This window comes from Desulfocicer niacini (genome assembly GCF_054657595.1).
The window spans coordinates 1-18,301 of the sequence record NZ_BAAHYK010000039.1 but is presented as its reverse complement, the minus strand read 5'-3'; the positions used below and the strand labels follow the sequence as shown (position 1 = coordinate 18,301).

Annotated in this window: 12 protein-coding genes and 1 pseudogene; 4 read left to right on the top strand and 9 right to left on the bottom strand. The window is 47.3% G+C overall.

All coding sequences use genetic code 11. The features are described from left to right. Positions 1–29 precede the first annotated feature (29 nt). From ACYQ2M_RS18600 to ACYQ2M_RS18565, 8 genes and pseudogenes are all read right to left on the bottom strand, one after another. A complete protein-coding gene (locus ACYQ2M_RS18600) occupies positions 30–641 on the bottom strand; it encodes a metallophosphoesterase family protein (RefSeq protein WP_459917879.1) in 612 nt (203 codons plus the stop codon). Between the two features lie 60 nt (positions 642–701). Further along, complete coding sequence (locus tag ACYQ2M_RS18595; RefSeq protein WP_459917878.1) at positions 702–2,636, bottom strand: oxidoreductase; 1,935 nt, start codon at positions 2,634–2,636, stop codon at positions 702–704. 171 nt (positions 2,637–2,807) lie between these two features. Next, positions 2,808–4,985 carry a hypothetical protein gene (locus ACYQ2M_RS18590; protein ID WP_459917877.1) on the bottom strand — a complete coding sequence of 726 codons (2,178 nt, stop codon included), beginning with the start codon at positions 4,983–4,985 and terminating at the stop codon, positions 2,808–2,810. A gap of 235 nt (positions 4,986–5,220) precedes the next feature. Continuing rightward, positions 5,221–6,117: a PHP domain-containing protein gene (locus ACYQ2M_RS18585; RefSeq protein WP_459917876.1), complete on the bottom strand. Its 897-nt coding sequence runs from the start codon at positions 6,115–6,117 to the stop codon at positions 5,221–5,223. A 30-nt stretch (positions 6,118–6,147) separates the two neighbouring features. Beyond that, on the bottom strand, positions 6,148–6,825 hold the full coding sequence (locus ACYQ2M_RS18580) for a response regulator (protein ID WP_459917875.1): 678 nt from the start codon (positions 6,823–6,825) through the stop codon (positions 6,148–6,150). A 143-nt stretch (positions 6,826–6,968) separates the two neighbouring features. Then, positions 6,969–7,244, bottom strand: a pseudogene (locus ACYQ2M_RS18575) (methylcobamide--CoM methyltransferase MtbA); the annotation flags it as partial. An 18-nt stretch (positions 7,245–7,262) separates the two neighbouring features. Then, the gene (locus ACYQ2M_RS18570) at positions 7,263–9,446 is read right to left on the bottom strand and encodes an HD domain-containing protein (RefSeq protein ID WP_459917874.1); all 2,184 of its coding nucleotides are present in this window, start codon (positions 9,444–9,446) and stop codon (positions 7,263–7,265) included. A 265-nt stretch (positions 9,447–9,711) separates the two neighbouring features. Next, positions 9,712–12,681: a PEP/pyruvate-binding domain-containing protein gene (locus ACYQ2M_RS18565; protein WP_459917873.1), complete on the bottom strand. Its 2,970-nt coding sequence runs from the start codon at positions 12,679–12,681 to the stop codon at positions 9,712–9,714. A 215-nt stretch (positions 12,682–12,896) separates the two neighbouring features. Here ACYQ2M_RS18565 and ACYQ2M_RS18560 point away from each other — a divergent pair, with 215 nt between their 5' ends. Beyond that, complete coding sequence (locus ACYQ2M_RS18560; protein WP_459917872.1) at positions 12,897–13,286, top strand: carboxymuconolactone decarboxylase family protein; 390 nt, start codon at positions 12,897–12,899, stop codon at positions 13,284–13,286. Positions 13,287–13,339: 53 nt separating this feature from the next. Continuing rightward, positions 13,340–14,464, top strand: a complete 1,125-nt coding sequence (locus ACYQ2M_RS18555; protein WP_459917871.1) for a hypothetical protein — start codon at positions 13,340–13,342, stop codon at positions 14,462–14,464. A gap of 28 nt (positions 14,465–14,492) precedes the next feature. Here the strand turns inward: ACYQ2M_RS18555 and ACYQ2M_RS18550 are convergent, their stop codons facing one another. After that, entirely contained in the window at positions 14,493–16,178 is a 1,686-nt protein-coding gene (locus tag ACYQ2M_RS18550; protein WP_459917870.1) for a B12-binding domain-containing radical SAM protein, read from the bottom strand. A 428-nt stretch (positions 16,179–16,606) separates the two neighbouring features. Between ACYQ2M_RS18550 and ACYQ2M_RS18545 the strand changes: the two genes are divergently transcribed. Beyond that, on the top strand, positions 16,607–16,816 hold the full coding sequence (locus ACYQ2M_RS18545) for a dodecin family protein (protein WP_459917869.1): 210 nt from the start codon (positions 16,607–16,609) through the stop codon (positions 16,814–16,816). Positions 16,817–17,028: 212 nt separating this feature from the next. Further along, positions 17,029–18,144, top strand: a complete 1,116-nt coding sequence (locus tag ACYQ2M_RS18540; protein WP_459917868.1) for a uroporphyrinogen decarboxylase/cobalamine-independent methonine synthase family protein — start codon at positions 17,029–17,031, stop codon at positions 18,142–18,144. Positions 18,145–18,301: the final 157 nt, after the last annotated feature.

Genomic DNA, 18,301 nt, shown 5'->3' with positions numbered 1-18,301 from the left:
GTTGCAGAGGTTCACTTCTGCCCGAGAACTTACGAAAGAACCCCAGGAGCATCGATGTGAATGATGTTGTAACCATAGGTATTGATCACCTTTGTTGTGTTAACCCGGGTTATACGTTCCTCTGGAGAATCAAAATCCCGATGGATATGGCCATGGATAAAATAGGCAGGTCGATATTTATCAATAAAGGTTCCAAAACACCTGAATCCCCTGTGGCAGGGATCTTCGGCATCATGAATAAAACGGGGGGATGCATGGGTAATGACAATGTCCACCCCCCTTCCCCACCACAGGGGAAACTTTAGTGTGCGGATATATTTTTTCATTTCCTTTTCCGTGTATTGATTGGAGCCGCCGTTGTACCAGCGGGAGCCGCCCAGACCAACAATTTTAAGTCCCTGGTGTTTTACTATGCGCCTGTGGATATCCGTACACCCCTGGGGCGGCTTCTCATTATATCTAATATCGTGATTGCCCCGTACATAAAAAAGCGGCCCGCCAAAGGAATGACACAAAAAAGTCAGGTATTCCGGGGGAAGGTCGCCACAGGCCATCACAAGGTCAATGTCTGGAAAGGCTTTTTTATCAAACCGTTTATAAAGGTCCGGGACAACCACATCCGACACTGTCAATATTTTCATTGGCTAATAATTCTTCCTTTTAGTTTTTAGGGACTTGGGCACAGCATGGGCCATTGCCATTCATCTTACAGATCTGGCAATTTCCTCGGCTTCACTGATACAGAACATCAGGTTCCGGGGTAATTTAGCATCACCGATAACATGAAAAACAGCTGAGCTTTTACCTTCCAAGTTCTTGATTTCTCGTACGGGGACCTGTTTTTCAGAAATCACCACCATATCACACCCATCAAGGGATAGGGTTTCCCCCAGGGTTTTAAAAGAGACACCACCCCGGGTAAAACCCTTGATGGATACTTTCTTGTACAGGGTAACCTTTTTTTGTTTAATGCTTTCCCTGAGATAATATCGATCATTGGCGGACATTTCTTCGGCAAACCGGTTTTTACGGTTCAGCACATGGACCTCACAGCCCTGCTCACCCAGAAAATCAGCTGTTATCAAACCAGTCATGCCGCCGCCCAGCACAATGACCTTTTTACCCGGAGATTCCTCACCGGAAAGAATATCGACATTTGTGACAAGGCGCATGTCTGTCTGGAAAAGCCCCTTTATCACCGGCATGTCCGGCATGGAGCCAGTGGCCAGAATTACATGATCGGGCTGAAATTTATTTAAAACATCTTCATCCAGAACAGTACCATGATGAACTTTTACCCCTAGGCGTACAAGCTCGTTCCTGAAAAAATTGAGAATATCATTGATCTCTCCCCGGCCAGGAGCTCGGGCCGCAAGGGATAATAGTCCCCCGGTATCCGGTGATTTTTCCACCACCGTTACCCGGTGTCCCTTCAGGGTAAAAAGGCGTGCGGCAGCCATGCCGGAGGGGCCAGCCCCCACCACCAGAATCTTTCTGGGATACATTGAAGGCTTTTCTTTTTTTACCTGGACTTCACGTCCCACATCGGGGTTGACCACGCAGGAACCGGGTTCCCCGGCAAGTACGGCATGTATGCAGCCAAGGCAACAGCCCAAACAGGGTCTGATGGCGGAAAAATTATCAGCAAGGGCCTTGGCAGGCATGTGGGGATCTGCAAGAAGTGCCCGGCCCATGGCCACCATATCGGCATCCCCGTTTCTCACTATCTCGTCGGCAAGTTTTGGGTCTTTAATTCTACCAACGGTGATCACGGGCACCGTGGCCACAGCTTTTACGGCCCTTGCCAGGTGTACAAAACACCCATGGGGAGAATACATGGAGGGGATGGTCAGTTCCGTGGAGCCATAAACCCCCGCAGAAACATGGATATATGCAGCCCCGGCCTTTTCCATAAAAGGTACCAAACGCAAAGTGTCTTCAAGGGTCCAGCCGTTTTCTATGTAATCACTGCCGTTGATGCGGATACCCACGGGAAAGTCCGGTCCGGTTTTTTCCCGGATATCTGCCATGACTTCAAAGAAAAACCGCGTACGGTTTTCAAAGCTGCCGCCATACTCATCGGTGCGAACATTGGCATTGGGGGACATAAACTGGTTAATGAGATAGCCATGGGCGGCATGGATTTCCACAAAGTCAAAACCTGCATCTTTGCAGCGCCTTGTGGCATCACCAAAACAACCCACAATTTCTTTTATTTCCGGTATTTCAAGGGCTCGCACCTCTCCTTTAACTACGGCAGGGGCCGGAATGGCAGAGGGTGCAACCTTCTGGGGAAGATAGCATTGACGTCCCCCGTGCATGAGCTGGACCCCAAACCGGGTACCATATCCATTGACTTTTTCCACCATCTGCTTCAGGGCTGGGATGCATCCGTCTTCATAGATCAGGGGAAGATCCGGTTGCTCTTGTCCACCGGGGTGCACACCGCCCCCACCCACCATCATCATTCCCACGCCTCCCTTGGCCCTTTCCACAAAATATTGTGTCAGTTGATCGGTGACGTAGCAATTGTCGTCCACCCCGAAATTAATACTCATGGATGGCATAAGAATGCGGTTTTTCACCGTCATGGAACCGATTTTAATGGGAGAAAACAGATGGTTCAGATGGGGCATGGGGATATCCTCCTGCATAAAAATAAAAAATTATCAGACAGTATGGCAGCCGGACATACGCTGTAGGATGTTTTTTTATTGCAATTATCCATGGGGGATTGAAACAAGCACCCTCTGAAGAGCAATGAAATGTAAACCCGACTGTTCTATTTGCTTCGGGAAGAAGCGTGATCAATGCATTTCGCCTTCCAAGGTAAATCCAGATATGGCAAGCTTTTTACCGCAATACTGGGCTTGAAAGGGATACACACGGAACTCAATAACACCATCAATGGCCGTGTATCCCACCTGGGGAAATTTGAAGGACAGCTCAATATCCTTCACTTTCCAGGAATCATAGTATTCTGAAACGAAAATTTCATCGCCACTATTAAATCCCCCGACACTTGAGAATACAGCATATTGATGTCCCCCATGATTATCCAGGCGACGAATGGTTAAACTAGCAGAGGCACCAGCAAGATCAATGAGCCATCCAGAGGCTGGCTCCACGGAAACAGCGACATACTGTTGTTTTGCAAGGGCAGTATCAATAGAACTTAATGGTTTTTCATTGCAGATGGAAAAGGCAAGGACATCATCATTGTCAATGGGCGTTACACCAGTTCCCAGGGACCAACCATGATACAAGACATTTGAATGACACACATATGTGAGGCCCCATGGAATGTTCAATGCCGGGCTCTCACCTGTAAAGTTTGACTGTACCAGGGTATAGCTAGCTTCCACAGGACTCTCTGGTTCTAAAGGAGATGGATCTTCATCAATCCAGGTATCAAGAACTTTAAATTTAAAAGCATCATCAAATGACTGAAACAGGTGCTCAAAAGCTCCCCAACTGCCCCATTTATTATAACTCCCAATATAGGAAAAACTATTAAAATGGCTTACCCCATGCTGCTGAAGCAGGGTGAGATATTCCCTATAAAGACTCCCCATTTCCGGAGAACGATTGGCTGCAATTAATTTTTCTGTGAGGGTGTCATTGTTTTCATTGCCCAAAGTTCCTGCAAGATGCTGTCCCCCCTCGTAGCAGATCAAATCCAGGTCATATTCATCAGCAAGGTATTTCTGGGCATGAATTTCTTCCGGCAGAGTCGATTGTATGGACTGATGTGCCAGATCTAATATGTCTGCGACGCTTATGGAATCTACTTGCTGATTATCCACGATATCATTGGCCACATGGCCTCCAAAATAAGGGGCAATTGCCAGCGCATCGGGAAATATTCCGCCTGGATTTAAAAACCTGTCGTTAAAAACCCCAAGGCGCATCTCCGATATTCCTGAATTCACCGACTGAGAGGCAAGAACCTTTACAACCCTTGAATCCATTTCGGTTCCAAAAACGTTTTTAAAAATGGCCCATATTTCAGCAGATCGCAACGCTGCATACATCTGACCTGCCTTCCATCGGTCATTGTTCAGTTCCAATGCCTGCCCTCTGTCCTGTACCCAGACTGTCTGGGGAAATGAGGAGTTGGAATTCCAGGTCTCATTGGAATATTCCACATAAATCTTAAGAGTTGGGTTCACCGTTTTTTTCAACATTTGAGCGCACTGGACCACATAATTATCATCGGCCTTATGGGGGATGCATATCCACATATTCTTTGTCAGATCATTGGCAAGCGAGACCATATATTCCAAGGCCACACCTTTGTCACCGGCTTGGGTGTACGTATCGGGTTTTGTGCGATCTTCCCATGTGACCACTGGTGACCCATTGGTTCTGCCCCAATCCATGAACCTAAGTACTGAAAAATTACTCAATCTTGATTTATAAGTCGGATGAAAGATATTGGATGGGTTGTTTTCATAACCAGGTGTAAGGATTCTAATGTTTTTTAAATAATCGCTTCTGTCTGTGGATAAAATTTCCAGCCAGATGGTTCCTGTATTTTTGGTGCCCAACGCAACATCAAAAACAATTTTTTTAATCCCATCTGTATCTGAATTAATGGTCTTTAGAGCACCCCCGGATCCCCTGATGGTGAAAGTCCCTTTGCCCTCAAAGGTCAGCGTATATGCTCCGCTTTCAACAACGGTCACCAGTGTATGAACTGTCTGAGGAATCGTTGATCCCGAGGATAAAAAAGGCACTTGAACCGGCCACCCGTTAATATCTTTGGGAATATCATTAGAAAGTTTTGTATTCCATGAACCGGAGTCATCGATATTTTGTGTACTCCAAGTTCTTGCCTTTTTAAAAACATCCAAAAACACATGATCTGTTGACCAGTCTGAAACAGAATTGAGATTCATTCCAATATCCATGGAAAATGAAGAAAAGGGAAGCAAGAACAAAGCTGATACGATAAGCATTAAAATTAAAACAACTTTTTTCATAATTTTTCCCCCATTGTTTCAGTGCAAACCTCATTATAAGCGAACACCTGTAACTTTCCCCAATTCCCTAAAAAATCAAGCCCTTAAAATTTACTGATCAGTTATAAATTCTTGCAAGTTGATGGTCCGGATTTTTAAATTATTGTACATGGGTTCATGTCAAATGTAAATCTGTTAACTCAAGTTTAGGACGTCAGTGTTGATGATCGGGTTTGGAGTAGAGTTTGTTTTCTGATCAAAAGCAGGATTTAAAAATATCAAATTCGTGCTTTGATATGCCTGCAACCCCGGCAGGACGATGGATTTCATCGTGACAATCAGATCCCCCTGTGGCCACAAGATTGTATTGTTCTGCCCATCCCTGCAGCATTTTCTGCTGATTCAAGGTATGACCCGGATAATTTATTTCAAGGCCATGAAGCCCCATATCCAAAAACCGGGGAAGCAGTCTCTCCACGATTTCCACCGGAGGAAGCACCTCACTGTAATGCCCCTCACCGGGAAAAGAACCCGCTGCCGGATGGGCAAGCACCGTTATCACCGGGAATGCCGATGTAAAGGCTCCCACAGTTGAGATATCAATCCCCGACGGTACATAGGCCGGGCTCCTATTTCCGATGATGTGATTGACCTGTTGGGGATCTGTAATTGCATGCTTTTCATTCAGCGCTTTGGCAAAATGGCGCCGGGAAACCGAAGGGGCATAGGAGGCAATTTCATCATGGGTCATGGGTCTTGACAACAGGGGAGCTTTACTTCCCGGCCCGAAACAACGGTTTATCTCTGCCACCCGGGTTCGGATCAGAGCCTCTCCCCGCCCCTTTCCAAGGGTTGCATTCAGAGCAGTTACAAATGCATGATCCCGAATCAGATCAGGTTTAAAGTAACACAAAAGATGCAGGGTACCGGTGAAAAACGATTCCTTAAAACGCACAGACACCTCCACACCGGGTACAACTTCCACCCCGAGAGCATGTCCCGATTCCAGGGCTGTTTCAAGCCCTCCCACGGTATCATGATCCGTTACGCCCACCACAGAAACCCCCAGATCTTTCATGGTAGTTATAAGGGCATCCGGGGTATAGTCACCATCGGAAGCCGTGGTATGGTTGTGTAAATCTGCATAAAACATGATAAATAATTCTCCGTTGGATTTTATATTCTATGAATCATCCGGTAAATCAAAATCAGGGTAAAATTGTCTGGCACAGTCCGGGCAGATACCATGGCTGAACCGCGCTTCGGAATGTTTTTGTATATATGCCTCAAACTGATTCCAGCACCCCGCATCATCACGGATTTTTTTGCAATGGGAACAAATGGGAATGATGTCATGAAGCATTTTTATTTCATCCAGGGCCTGCTGCAATGCAGCGGTTCTTCGAGTCACTTCCTGCTCAAGTTTTTCCTGATAGTGATCCTTTGTGAGCATGGCCTCGTAGGTCCGCAAGCCAACGGTTATGACTGTGATCAGTTTTTCTGAGGTCAATTCTGTTTTACTTTTATAATCGTCAATTTCATATTGATTGATCACGTCCCTTTCCGGTGCAACCCCCGGCTGACCAATTCTAAGTACAATGCGGATCGTATGATTTTTTAAATCATTGCGGATATATCTCACCAGATTAAGCCCGGCAAGATCCTCTTCCATCACCACATCCAAAAGTATCAGGGCGGTATCGGGATGCTTTATCAGGAAAAGTGCCAGATTAAGATAATTTTCCATATACTGGGGAAAGGCAAGATCGTCGACTTCAATGACACCAAGGGGCGCATCATTGCAGTAAATTTTAAAGACAAATCCGGTGCCTGATTCGGTAAACGCATGGCGGCCGGACAAGGCCACCAATCGCTGTTCAACTTCACACGGTGCTTCCAGCTTAAACGGTGCATATACGGTATGTTGATGCCCCCCCTGGCCGTAACACAAAAAAACGATATGTTGGGGGGAAAACAGAAATCCCCCCCCGGTCCGGCGGCGGCAATGGCTTTTTTCACTGCATCTTCTGCCTGGTCCGGGGTCCAGTTACACATCTCAATGCCGTTTAGATTGCCCAATACCGTTAACTTCCTCCGACATGCCGCCTTGACCTGGGCAAGATCTTCCAGGGAGCTTGTGCCCATGATGGCCGTTCCGGTTGCAGCAAGATCATCCACAATACCAAGCCCCCGCCCCGATGCCAGGTGGGTGGCAGTGGGGCCGTTTATCTGGGAAATGGTCTGCTTTGCCACCTTGAATCCAGTTTTTAAATAAAGTTCCCGGGATAAGAAATATCCTTAAAAGCTGATACTGTCCCTTCCATACCCCTCTATGGCAACATGGCAATTGGATTTTTCAAAACATTCAAAAAATTGTCTTGAAGCATTAAGACTGGAGATGGAAATTTGCATGGTAACCCCTTTGCCCTGGTTTCCGGTCTGTTCAATTTGATGAATTGTCACTTCATCTGGTGCCGGGGCAATGAGTTTAAGACATTCCCCCACATTTTTCCCTTTAATAAATAATTTAAACTGGAGAGGGTCTTTCCACAAACCACTCATATCCCAGTAAACATCCAAAATTTTTTCAGCGGAATAACTGCTGCTTGCCATGTATTCTCGACAATGATCCCGGTGAAATGAAACGCCCCTTTTACTCAAGGTGGCAACTGTGCCGGGAAGACCGGGAAGAGGTTTACAGCACATGGAAAATTTATGAACCCCGGGTTCCACCTCGGCCACATTGATGAAATTGCGGGAGCCAAGACTTTCAGTTGCCTTTCGTCCGGTCTGGGAAAGAATGGAGGCCATTTCCCACAAAATTTCCCGGGGTTGAAGATGATCCTGACCCACCGCTTCAAACAGAGCATCCAAATTTTCAAAGTTTTTATAAATCAAAAAATCCGACATGGCCTGTGAATAAAGAAAATGGATGGGAAGTCCATGTCGATTCATCTCCTGCAATAAAAAATCCCAGCCGATTTTAATGGCATGGGCCCGGCGTCTTTTCTGGAGATATCGGTTAACGGCATTCCTGGCCTTGGGGGTTTTACACAATTGCTCAAACCCCGGTCCCACCCCAAGGGATTTTTTATCCGTAACAATCTTAACCATATCCCCATCGCTGAGCTGGTACCCGGGGGACACCCGGAGATTATTCACCCAGGCATATTTACAGCGATCTCCCAGGGTGGTGTGTACCTTGTAGGCAAAATCAAGTACCACACTTCCCTGGGGAAGATATTCAATATCTCCCCGGGGGGTATACACAAATATTTCCTGGTCTTCGGACAGCTGCCCGATCAAATTTTTTCTACCGGCAGGGGAACCTTGAAATTCACCGATATTTTTAAGTGCATCACTGATCATCTGGCGATATTCCCGGAACATTTCCTTATCATCCCAGTGAAGAAGTACGCCACGCCGGGCCACCTGATCCATTTTTTCATTGCGTATTTTCACAAGATATTTTCGATCTTTACACAGGATTCGCACATGAAGGCTCTGGTAACCGTTGGTTTTGGGATTTGCAATATAATCTCTTATGCTTTTGGGCACCGGAGAATACAGCTGATTGACCATGCCAAGCACTCGATAACATTCCGGAATGATATCTGTGTCAAGGACAATGGTGAAATCCACCATGTTTTCAGCATTTTCACGTTCAAGGGTTTTTTTGGCCGGGGAATATAGAGACCACAGGGTTTTCAAACGGGATTTGACTTTCACCGGAAAGGGAAGGGTTGCACAGGCGGCCTCAAAGCCCATTTTCATGTCCGACACTTCCCGGGACTCCATGAACTTGTTGAGCATCCCCATCAGGCGTTTACTTTTCTTTGGAAACCGCTGCTGAATGGAAAGGTGATATAATCGTCGCTTCAGGGTAAACAGATTCAATTTGGCAGCCAGGGGGGCATATACCTCCATGGTTTCCTGGGCGATTCGTTGTCGTCTATTTTCCTGCAAGGCACCAATGGTTTCCATGTTGTGCATGCGATCGGCCATTTTGATCAGAAGAATCTCCGGGTGTTTGCTGGCCATTAACACCATCTTCTGATAGGTGAGGTCTTTACTTTGGGTGGCATTCAGTCGGGAGAGTTTCAATTTTGTACATCCATCCACAAAGGCCGCCACATTTTTGCCGAACCGACTTCGGAGATCATGGATGCTCAATCCCGGAACATCTTCCACAATGTCATGGAGAATGGCAGCGGCAATAAGCTCCGGATCTTTCAAGCCCAGTGTGCCCGCCAGTATTTCAGCTGCCGCAATGGGATGTGTGATGTACTGTTCTCCGGACCGGCGGGTCTGTCCTTCATGATGCTTATGGGCAAATTCCAGAGCCTTAAGTACCAGGTTTTCTCTTCCCTTTTTCAGGGGCAGACGACACAATTCCAAGACATGTTTATAATTTTCCAGAGGCAATACACTGGCCAGTTGCGCCACCACAAGGGGGGTGTTAACCGGTTGATGGTCATCCATACCCTGTTTCATTCTCCTTTTCCCGGTATTCTGGGGTTAGTTATTTAGTTATTCTTCTGCTTTTATGCAATAAGTTTTGGTGCGTGGTCACAACAAGGGCCACCCGTCACGATCATTGATGAACCTTACAATATGAAATATCGTTATGGCAAGGAAATTCCATGGTTCAATACTCCGGTATTTATAGTGGCGGTGCTTGATCAAAGTATCTGTCAAACCCAACCGGCAGCCTGAGCTGACAGATGGTAAACCCAGATCCCATCTGTCATATGGCATTTGTACTTTTCAAGATAACTGCAATGGAATCCTTTCCGTTTATTTTAAGCCTGACCGGTTTATCCAGGCGAATGTGTCTTAAAAAACTGGTTTCCTTTAGCGCCGGAAGGCTGTCCAACCACTGCCAGTCAATCATATTTTTTTCCTTCTGGGAAACATAAAGGTAATTGATTCCAAGGGAGGTGATATTATGAAAAAAATGGCTGCCCTGGGAGGGCTCGACACTGAGTTTTTCTGAGGTGGTTTCAATAATGGTTGCCACCTGGGTGATCTGCCCCCACTTAACAGGGATTCCCAGCCAAGGATCCGTGGAACCCCACCGCCCCGGACCAATGAGATGGTATTTCCTTTTTTCCTGTTTAAACACCTGGTTCATTGACCCAATCTCATGGGCAATTTCAATGGTCTTGCCCGTATCAAAGGCCTGGGGCTTTACATATATGATATCGGTGATTGGGGTTTCCTGGCTGCTGCCCATGGCTTTGTCTGAATAGCAGATGGCTTGTTTAATTTCTTCCGGGGAGATCCTTACATCCAGCGTGTGCTGGGTGACAATCATGGGACGAATTTGAAGCAGACAGAACTCCGGCTTTGTATTTTCATGAAAATCAACGGCAAATTCCATTTCAACCGGCCCCCCCATGCCGTGCCTGCCCACCTCCAGCAATTTGGAAATAATCTGACCCAGGGGAAAGGTTTTTAATTTTAAAATACTGGCAAAGGTCAGTACAGGGTAGCCTTTTTTATTAAACACATCCCGGATGCGGCCATCCCCGGGGAAATAGGTGCTGGAAAATTGTATCACCGGCGCATGATCCAGGGCCTTATCCACGTCAATCTTTTCAAGCTCCATTTCCGGTGAGGTCATGTAGGGTTCTTTTTCCGTCCGCATTCTCAGGGCATAGAAATAGCGCTGGGCGTTTTTTAAGATAGTCTCCACCGTGGAAAACTGGGGCAGAAACTCAGGATACTTTGGTGAAAATCGAATGGCCACCCCCCCGTCCACAACGATCTTGCCAAGGCCCAACGCCATATGTGCCACACCCTCTTCCGGTTTCATATATCCCACCGGATAGAAATTATAGGATTGGGCTACACCGGAGATGGCCGGATAAAAATGGTGGCCGTGCTGGCTTCCCACCAGATTCTGGATAATCACGGCCATCTTATCCTCTTCCTGACGATAGATGGTATTGCGGGCCAGCACTCTGGGGGCCTCTTTATAAACCGATGAATACACCAGTTTGATGGCCTGGATCAGCTGTTCCAGACGTACGGCAATCTTGGGATGATTGTTGGGCAGCATATAGGTGTTGTAGGCTCCGGCACTGGGCCTGTAATGGGCATCTTCAAGGATGGCGGAAGATCTTACCGCAAGAGGGCCTTCCGTATGGCGTAACAAGGTTCTTAAATCATTGCTCAGCCATTCAGGGAAATTTGCCTTTTTAAAATAATTTTCAATCTCCACATCTGAATGAATTTCCCTTCGAAATTTCCGGGTATCATTTGCCTGTTCAAAGGCATCAAATCCATCTGTGGTGATCACCACAATACGTGGCAGGACAATATTGACATCCGGGAACATATCCTGAATGTCAGATAATTCCTGAAACAGGCTGGAGATGAATGCAAGTCCCCTGGCCTTTCCGCCCAGGGAACCTTTTCCAATTTTTACAAAATCAATGTTCGAGTCATACCCTGTCTTGACAAAATCAGATATCAATCCCTTTTGCTTAATTTTAAGGCGATCTCGAATAGCCTGGGCCAGGGATTCTTTTAAATTCATGGTACTGGAAAAATCACTCCGCTTGAGGGGACGAATGGCGGCAGCCAGCTTCATCTCAAAGCGGGCCATGAGCCACCTTGAAAAATGATTCAGATCGGCATGGTAGGCAATGGACTCATCGGGCACCGAATGAAGAATAGTTGAAAGGCTTCGCAGGTTGGATGCCCGGGCGACAACCCTGCCGTCCGGCATGCGAAACAGAAAATCTCCAAAACCCAGGTTATGTACAAAAAAAAACCGGATATCAGCGTGGAGTGAGGATGAATTTTTATCCAGAAAAAAGGCGGGAATGGTCTCGGCCCGCTCTCGGTTGTCAGGTTCTGAAGACAGCATCAGAAGTGGAATATCTGGAAGCTCCCGGTGAATGGTTGTCAAGAGTTTAATCCCGGCCTCGGGATCATCCCTGCCCTGTTTTTCATACCGGACATCGGAAATTACACACATGAGATATGGCTTGTATTTCTCATACAGTTCCCATGCCTGTTCGTAATTTTCCGCCACCAGTATTTTGGGACGGGTACGCATCCTCAGGATACGCTCCTGTTCATTTAAAGAGTCATCCATCACCGCCTGGGTCTGCATGACAATTTCTTTGTAGAGATAGGGCAGCAAAGAAGACAGGTACAATGGAGAATCTTCCACAAAAATCATCACCCGCACATCGGCAAGCGAGGTATCTTTATCCACATTCATGCTGTCCTCTCGGCTCTTCACCAGGGCCAGCAGCAGATCAGTATTCCCCCCCCATATAAAGGTCCTGTCTATAATCTCACGATTGAAGCATTGTCGATCTTCCAGCACCTTGCCAGCATCATAGGCAAAATAGTACACTGGCAGATCCGGATAAAGGGATTTTATCTTACTGCAAAGAGAGTAGGAGTCCATGTCACTTATGTGGGGCATTACAATGACCAGATCGTATGGAAGCGTCGCAAGGCTGCCAAGTGCTTCCGCCGCATTGGAAACCCAGGATAATCGGGGGGGACGGCTCAGGTTCAAGCCCTGGTATTCATGGATAATTCGTTCGGAAAGTCGACCGTCCTCCTGCATGATAAAGGCATCATATGGGCTTGATATTAAAAGAATTTCTTCCACGCGAAGGGCGATAAGCTCATGAAAGGATTTAAAAGAGGTTTTTTCCTGGCTGTTCTGCGGTATCTTGCTTTCTGTCACGCGTCACCCCTGAAATGTCTGAAGAATAAATGAAGGCTGCCTGAAACGCCAGTCATAAAGTTAGCCGGATTCATGGCATGCGTCAACCCATAATAATAATGAAAACCCTTGACAATCCTTCACTGGTGTGACTTTCTTCGAAAAAATATAAATCCGCTCCCAGCGGGTACTGGCAGTTCAGGACCAAACCCTTTCAATGAAATAAGGTGAACCATATGGATGACAAAGAAGCAGCAAAACGCACCAGAGACACGGCAACTCTTTACTTTAAAGGCGTAAAGGATGAGGAAAAACCCTATGGACTGTGGCAGCATTTTGACAAAGAGCTGGCAAAGGACATGTCCCTTTACATCACCGGCAGAATGTACTCCAGAGAAAAAATACCCCACCCCACAAGGCAGTTGGTAACAGTGGCTGCCCTTGCTGTACTGGCCCGGCCCGAAGAGCTGAAACTTCATATTCATGCTGCCCTGAACGTAGGTTGCACCAGTGAAGAAGTGGCCGAGGTAATCTTTCAAACCAGCATTTACGGGGGAGTTCCCTCTGCGAACACGGCCCTTAAAGTGCTGAAAACTGTTTTGGAAGAACGGGAAGAATCAGCATAAATCACTTGGACAATCCCCCACTTTTGAACTCTAAAAGAAGGCAAGGCCCATCCATGTCAGCACAAAAAATCATCTTCATGGATCAGACCCTCCGGGAGGGCATGCAGCACCGGGGGATTGTCTTTTCCAGCGAAGAAAAACAACAAATTCTGAACTTTCAACAGAAGCTTGGCGTGGACATCTGCCAGGCAGGATATCCCCCGGCCCATGTCAGTGAAAAAAATACTGTGGCCCACCTCCAGGACATTGTTGTAAAAGAAAATTTCCACATACAGGTGGCGGGCATGGCAAGGGCCCATCCCGGAGATGTACCGATACTCCTTGAAACCGGCATAAATCAGTTTCATCTCCATGCCCACATCCAACCCGAAGATGATGCCGCAACAAAAGACAAATCCCTGGCAAGAATTGCAGACACGGTGACGGCCCTGCGGTCCCAAAAATCCGGAGCCGTCATTTCCATGGCCATGCTTGACATTGGAAATATCCCCCGGTTTTTTCTGGAACAATATGGGAATTTTCTCATCCATACCCTTTCCATTGATATCCTTTCCGTGCCGGACACATCTGGGCAGATGGCCCCCAACACCTTCCATGATGCTGTGAAAATCATGGTGCAAATGTCTGCCGGGACACACACGAATATAAGTGTTCACTGCCACAATGATCTTGGCATGGCCACTGCCAACACTGTCATGGGGGTTGTTGCCGGTGCCACACTTGTGGAGGTTTGTGCCCTTGGCATAGGCGAGCGCAACGGTATCGGCGATCTTTTTTCTGTGGGGAAAATTCTCAGGGATCAGAACCACTCCATGAACTTGAAAATTGAAGAGATCGACCTGTTCAAAAAATATTATGAATATGTTAACTTTATCTGTTCCCGCCAGACCGGAGAGCCCCTTCTGTCTTACAACACACCGTTTTTTGGCGATGCCGTTAGCACCCATGTGGCTGGAACCCATGCCAACACAACCTTTGGCTTGGGGCTTACGGAAAAATATTACCTAAATGTATTGTGCGGCAGGGGGCTTGTTGAAAAGTATCTGAAGGCACAACAGATTAACTTTGTGCCGGAGGATCTGCCCCGGATTACCCGGACAATCAAGGATGAAAGTGCCCGGCTGGGCCGCCGTCTTTCCGAGGCTGAGATCCAGAAGATAACCCAAAGCAGAATATGAGCTTAACTAAAATTAACCCCATGGAGAGCTAAAGGGTTCCCCGAATCTGTGTCCGGGACAATCCGGCAACAAATGCAAGGGACAGATCCAGATCTATCTTATGTTTAAACACCCTGCCTTCGGGGGTAATACCCCTGATTTGCCCATCGTGGAGGAACCCCTGGATAAGTTTCAGGGAACATGTCTGCCGATGGGACGGGTCCAGGTCCGCTTGCTTATTGAAGGCATGGGCCGTGGGAAGCGAGATTTTCTGATCTTTCAACGATTTCATAAAATTCAAAATTCTGGCAAGGCGAAGCAGCGTCACGGATGCAAGACGGGTGGTGGTGTCCTCAATGGGCAACGCCGTGGAACGCATCAAGGAAAAATGATCCGGTAAAAGTCCCCTTTCCCGACAGACATCATAATCCACACTGCCCGGAGCAGGATAATAAATGGACAGACCGGCAAGGGTTCTCCTGGATGCCAGAAACAAAAGATCCTTCACCGACTGCAACGCCTTCTGACCCGGTGCACCCGCAATTAGATAGGACACAGCTTCCATGCCCTGTTTTTCTGCCAGGACCAGAGCATTATCATGGGAGGCCCTGACATCCGGACGGCGAAAGGCCTTAAGCTGCGTGGCACAGCTGGAACCCAGGGATAAGTTCAGGGTTCTGAAACCAGCCTGCTTCATGGCTTTCACCAGCTCGTCATTCAGGGACGGCGTATAAAGGCCATTCATGGCACGAAGCTCCACATCATTGGTTATTTCTCGGATCCCCGAAAGCAGGGCAAGGCACCAGCTGTGATTCAAAGTAAGGTTTTCATCCTCAAAATCAATAAATCCTGTGCTATGATTCTCCACGGAATATTTAATTTCAGCCAGCACCTGTTCCACCGGTCTGAGCCGAAACCGGGCATGGGTGGATGATGCCCCCACCGAACAATAGGTGCACTGCATGGGGCATCCTCGCCCTGCCACCACCACGGCACTGCCCCGCCCCTTTCGAGAATAAAATTTCTGGTTGATCAGATCCAGTTGCGGCAGAGCCTGGGCAGACAGATCAGACATCCAGGCTGTGGAGGAAACATGCATTGCTCCGGACCGGGTACGAAAGGCAATGCCCGGCACCTGGGTCAGTCGGGTTTCCTGTTCCTGTGTTATGTGTGTCAGGTTTGTATTAAAATTTCCCGATATATTTTTCCCTGTCATTGCAGCCAGTATTTCTGCAAGCAGGGGCATGGACACCTCACCTTCTCCCTGGAGCACAAAGTCCACACTGTCACAGTCCAATACCTCCCGGGGAAACCGGGTGGGGTGATGACCTCCCAGCACAATGGGGCAATGAGGATAAAACTTTTTCACCATCCGGGCCGTTTGCAGTGCCATGTCAGCATAGGGAGTGAACAGGGAGGAAATGCCCACCAGAAAAGGGGTCTTATCCCGGACAATCTTACCAAGGTGTTCAAAGCTGTACCCATAATGGCGATAATGATGAAAAAGCGAAAAATGAGAACTATCAGAATCACCATACCAGGTTTCAAGGGAGGCCATTTCCTCTGGATATGGAATAATCATGGATTTTTTCACGGCCAGGGCATCCAGAATTTCCACGGAAAATCCCTTCCGGATCAGACTTGCTGCAATGCTTGCCAGCCCATAGGGAATACTTCGCTTAAACGTAAAATAAAAATCCTCCACCGGAGGCTGGATCAAAATAATGTGGGGCATTTGCAAATCCTGGCCAGCATATCCTAAAATGATTAACGTATGTGATACCTGAAAGTTACGAGACAGATAAACCTACAAAGATTATCACTGCATGCCCATGGTTTCAAGACCAAAAATATCAGATATCCTTATCCCAGAAAAATTCTCATTGCCCTTTACAGGTATAGATTTAAACTGCTATGATGATTTTCAGGATTAAACAATTCTCCTGACCAGATCTATTTCCTCTCTGACTTCAGTGGTGTTTCACCCATATCGGACACACCTTGTTATTCATTCTTTCATGGCATCATTTTTTATTTAACGGGCATGACCGTCCCGGAATGACATGGAAGATTATTTCTCAACTTTCACGTTCAGGTCGTGGGCTTTAAGTCACATCTGTGCCAATGTCGAAGGTTGAAATCATAATCTAAAAGGAGGAGTCTATGGAAAACAGTGTATACAAAATAATTGAAGTTGTTGGAATGTCTGAAAAATCATGGGAAGATGCCGCCAAAACCGCCATCGCCACCGTGGACAACAGTGTACGCGATATCCGTGTCGCAGAGGTAGTCATGATGGATATGCGTCTGGAAGACAATCGCATTGTGGCCTATCGTGTGAAACTCAAAGTCTCCTTTAAGCTTGAAAAATAAGAATTCCGGGACTCGGAGTTTTTTAGTCTAATCCTTTCAATACTTCGGACAGTTTTTGTAAACTGTCCGAAGCATTTCCTCAAGATCGCAGATGGGCCTGGTTACAAGCCTGACCCCACTTATTTCCAAGAAGTCTTTCCATTCTTTTATCCCCGTGCTACTAACTGATGATTATTTTTTATCGTTAATTCCTGAAAAAGGAGTCATCAGTCATGTCATTATCTGCCCCATCCTCCCACAAGTTTTTTCCCCGCTGCCGTCCGCTTCTAGTGGGCAGCCTTCCCATGGACGATCATGTCAAAGCCACCCATCTCATGCTGGATTATACCCCTGAAATTCCATTATGGGTACAGCTTCCCCGGCATCTGGAAGAAGGGATGGTGGTTCAATTTGCACCGGGCATGCCCGGACTGACCCGGAAAGACAATAAAGATGTGTACATTGACACCAAAGGTGAAACCTTTGACCAGGAGGTGCTCAGTTTTTACCAGGATTACCTTACCATCATGGAAAACCCGGGTTTGGTTGAAACCTCTCGGTTTGCCCTGACAGCTGAAACGGCCCGAGGTTTCCTGACATTCATGGATACCATCAAGGGCCTTGATGCGCTTCCCCTGGGAGTCAAAGGCCAGGTTACCGGTCCCATCACCATGGGGATCGGCATCAAGGATCAGGCAGGAAAACTGCTCTTTTATGATGAGCAGATGCGAGACATTGTCACCAAACAGATCGCCATGAAAGCCCTGTGGCAGGTTTTACAGCTTTCCGGCCTTGGCTGCAATACCCCCCCCATTATTTTTCTGGATGAACCCGGGGTGGTGGGATTCGGTTCTTCCACCTATATCAGCATCACCAGGGAACAGATCGTTGAATCTCTTGGTAACTGCATTGATGCCATTCACCTGGGGGGCGGTCTTGCAGGTATTCACATCTGCGCCAATGGCGACTGGTCCCTGGCACTGGAATCGGGCACGGACATTATAAATTTTGATGCATTTTCATATTTTGATCGGCTGGTTCTTTACAAACCAGAGTTAAAAACATTTATCCAAAGGGGCGGTATGCTGGCCTGGGGCATTGTGCCCACATCCAGCCCGGAATATATTGACACGGCATCCACGGAATCCCTTTATGACATGTGGTTGCAACAACTCAAACAACTGGAAAACATGGGGCTTGAGCGATCCAGAATATTAAATCAGACCTTGATAACGCCAAGCTGTGGCACCGGATCTCTGGGGCTGGACCATGCAGTGAAGGTGCTTGAACTCACCCGGGATCTTTCCGCACGGATACAGCGTGAGGCACAGGATCATGACTGGTTTTAAGCCTAATTGGTCCCTCTGATGAGGGGTTCCGGCTTGGGTAAGGCAGCCTCCAAGACAACCTCAGCAGAGCCACCCCCCGATGGGCAATAGGAACCGGACAATTGAACTGTCTACAGTTTCGATCCGGCCCATTGCCCGTCGGGGGGCGGCGGCATAT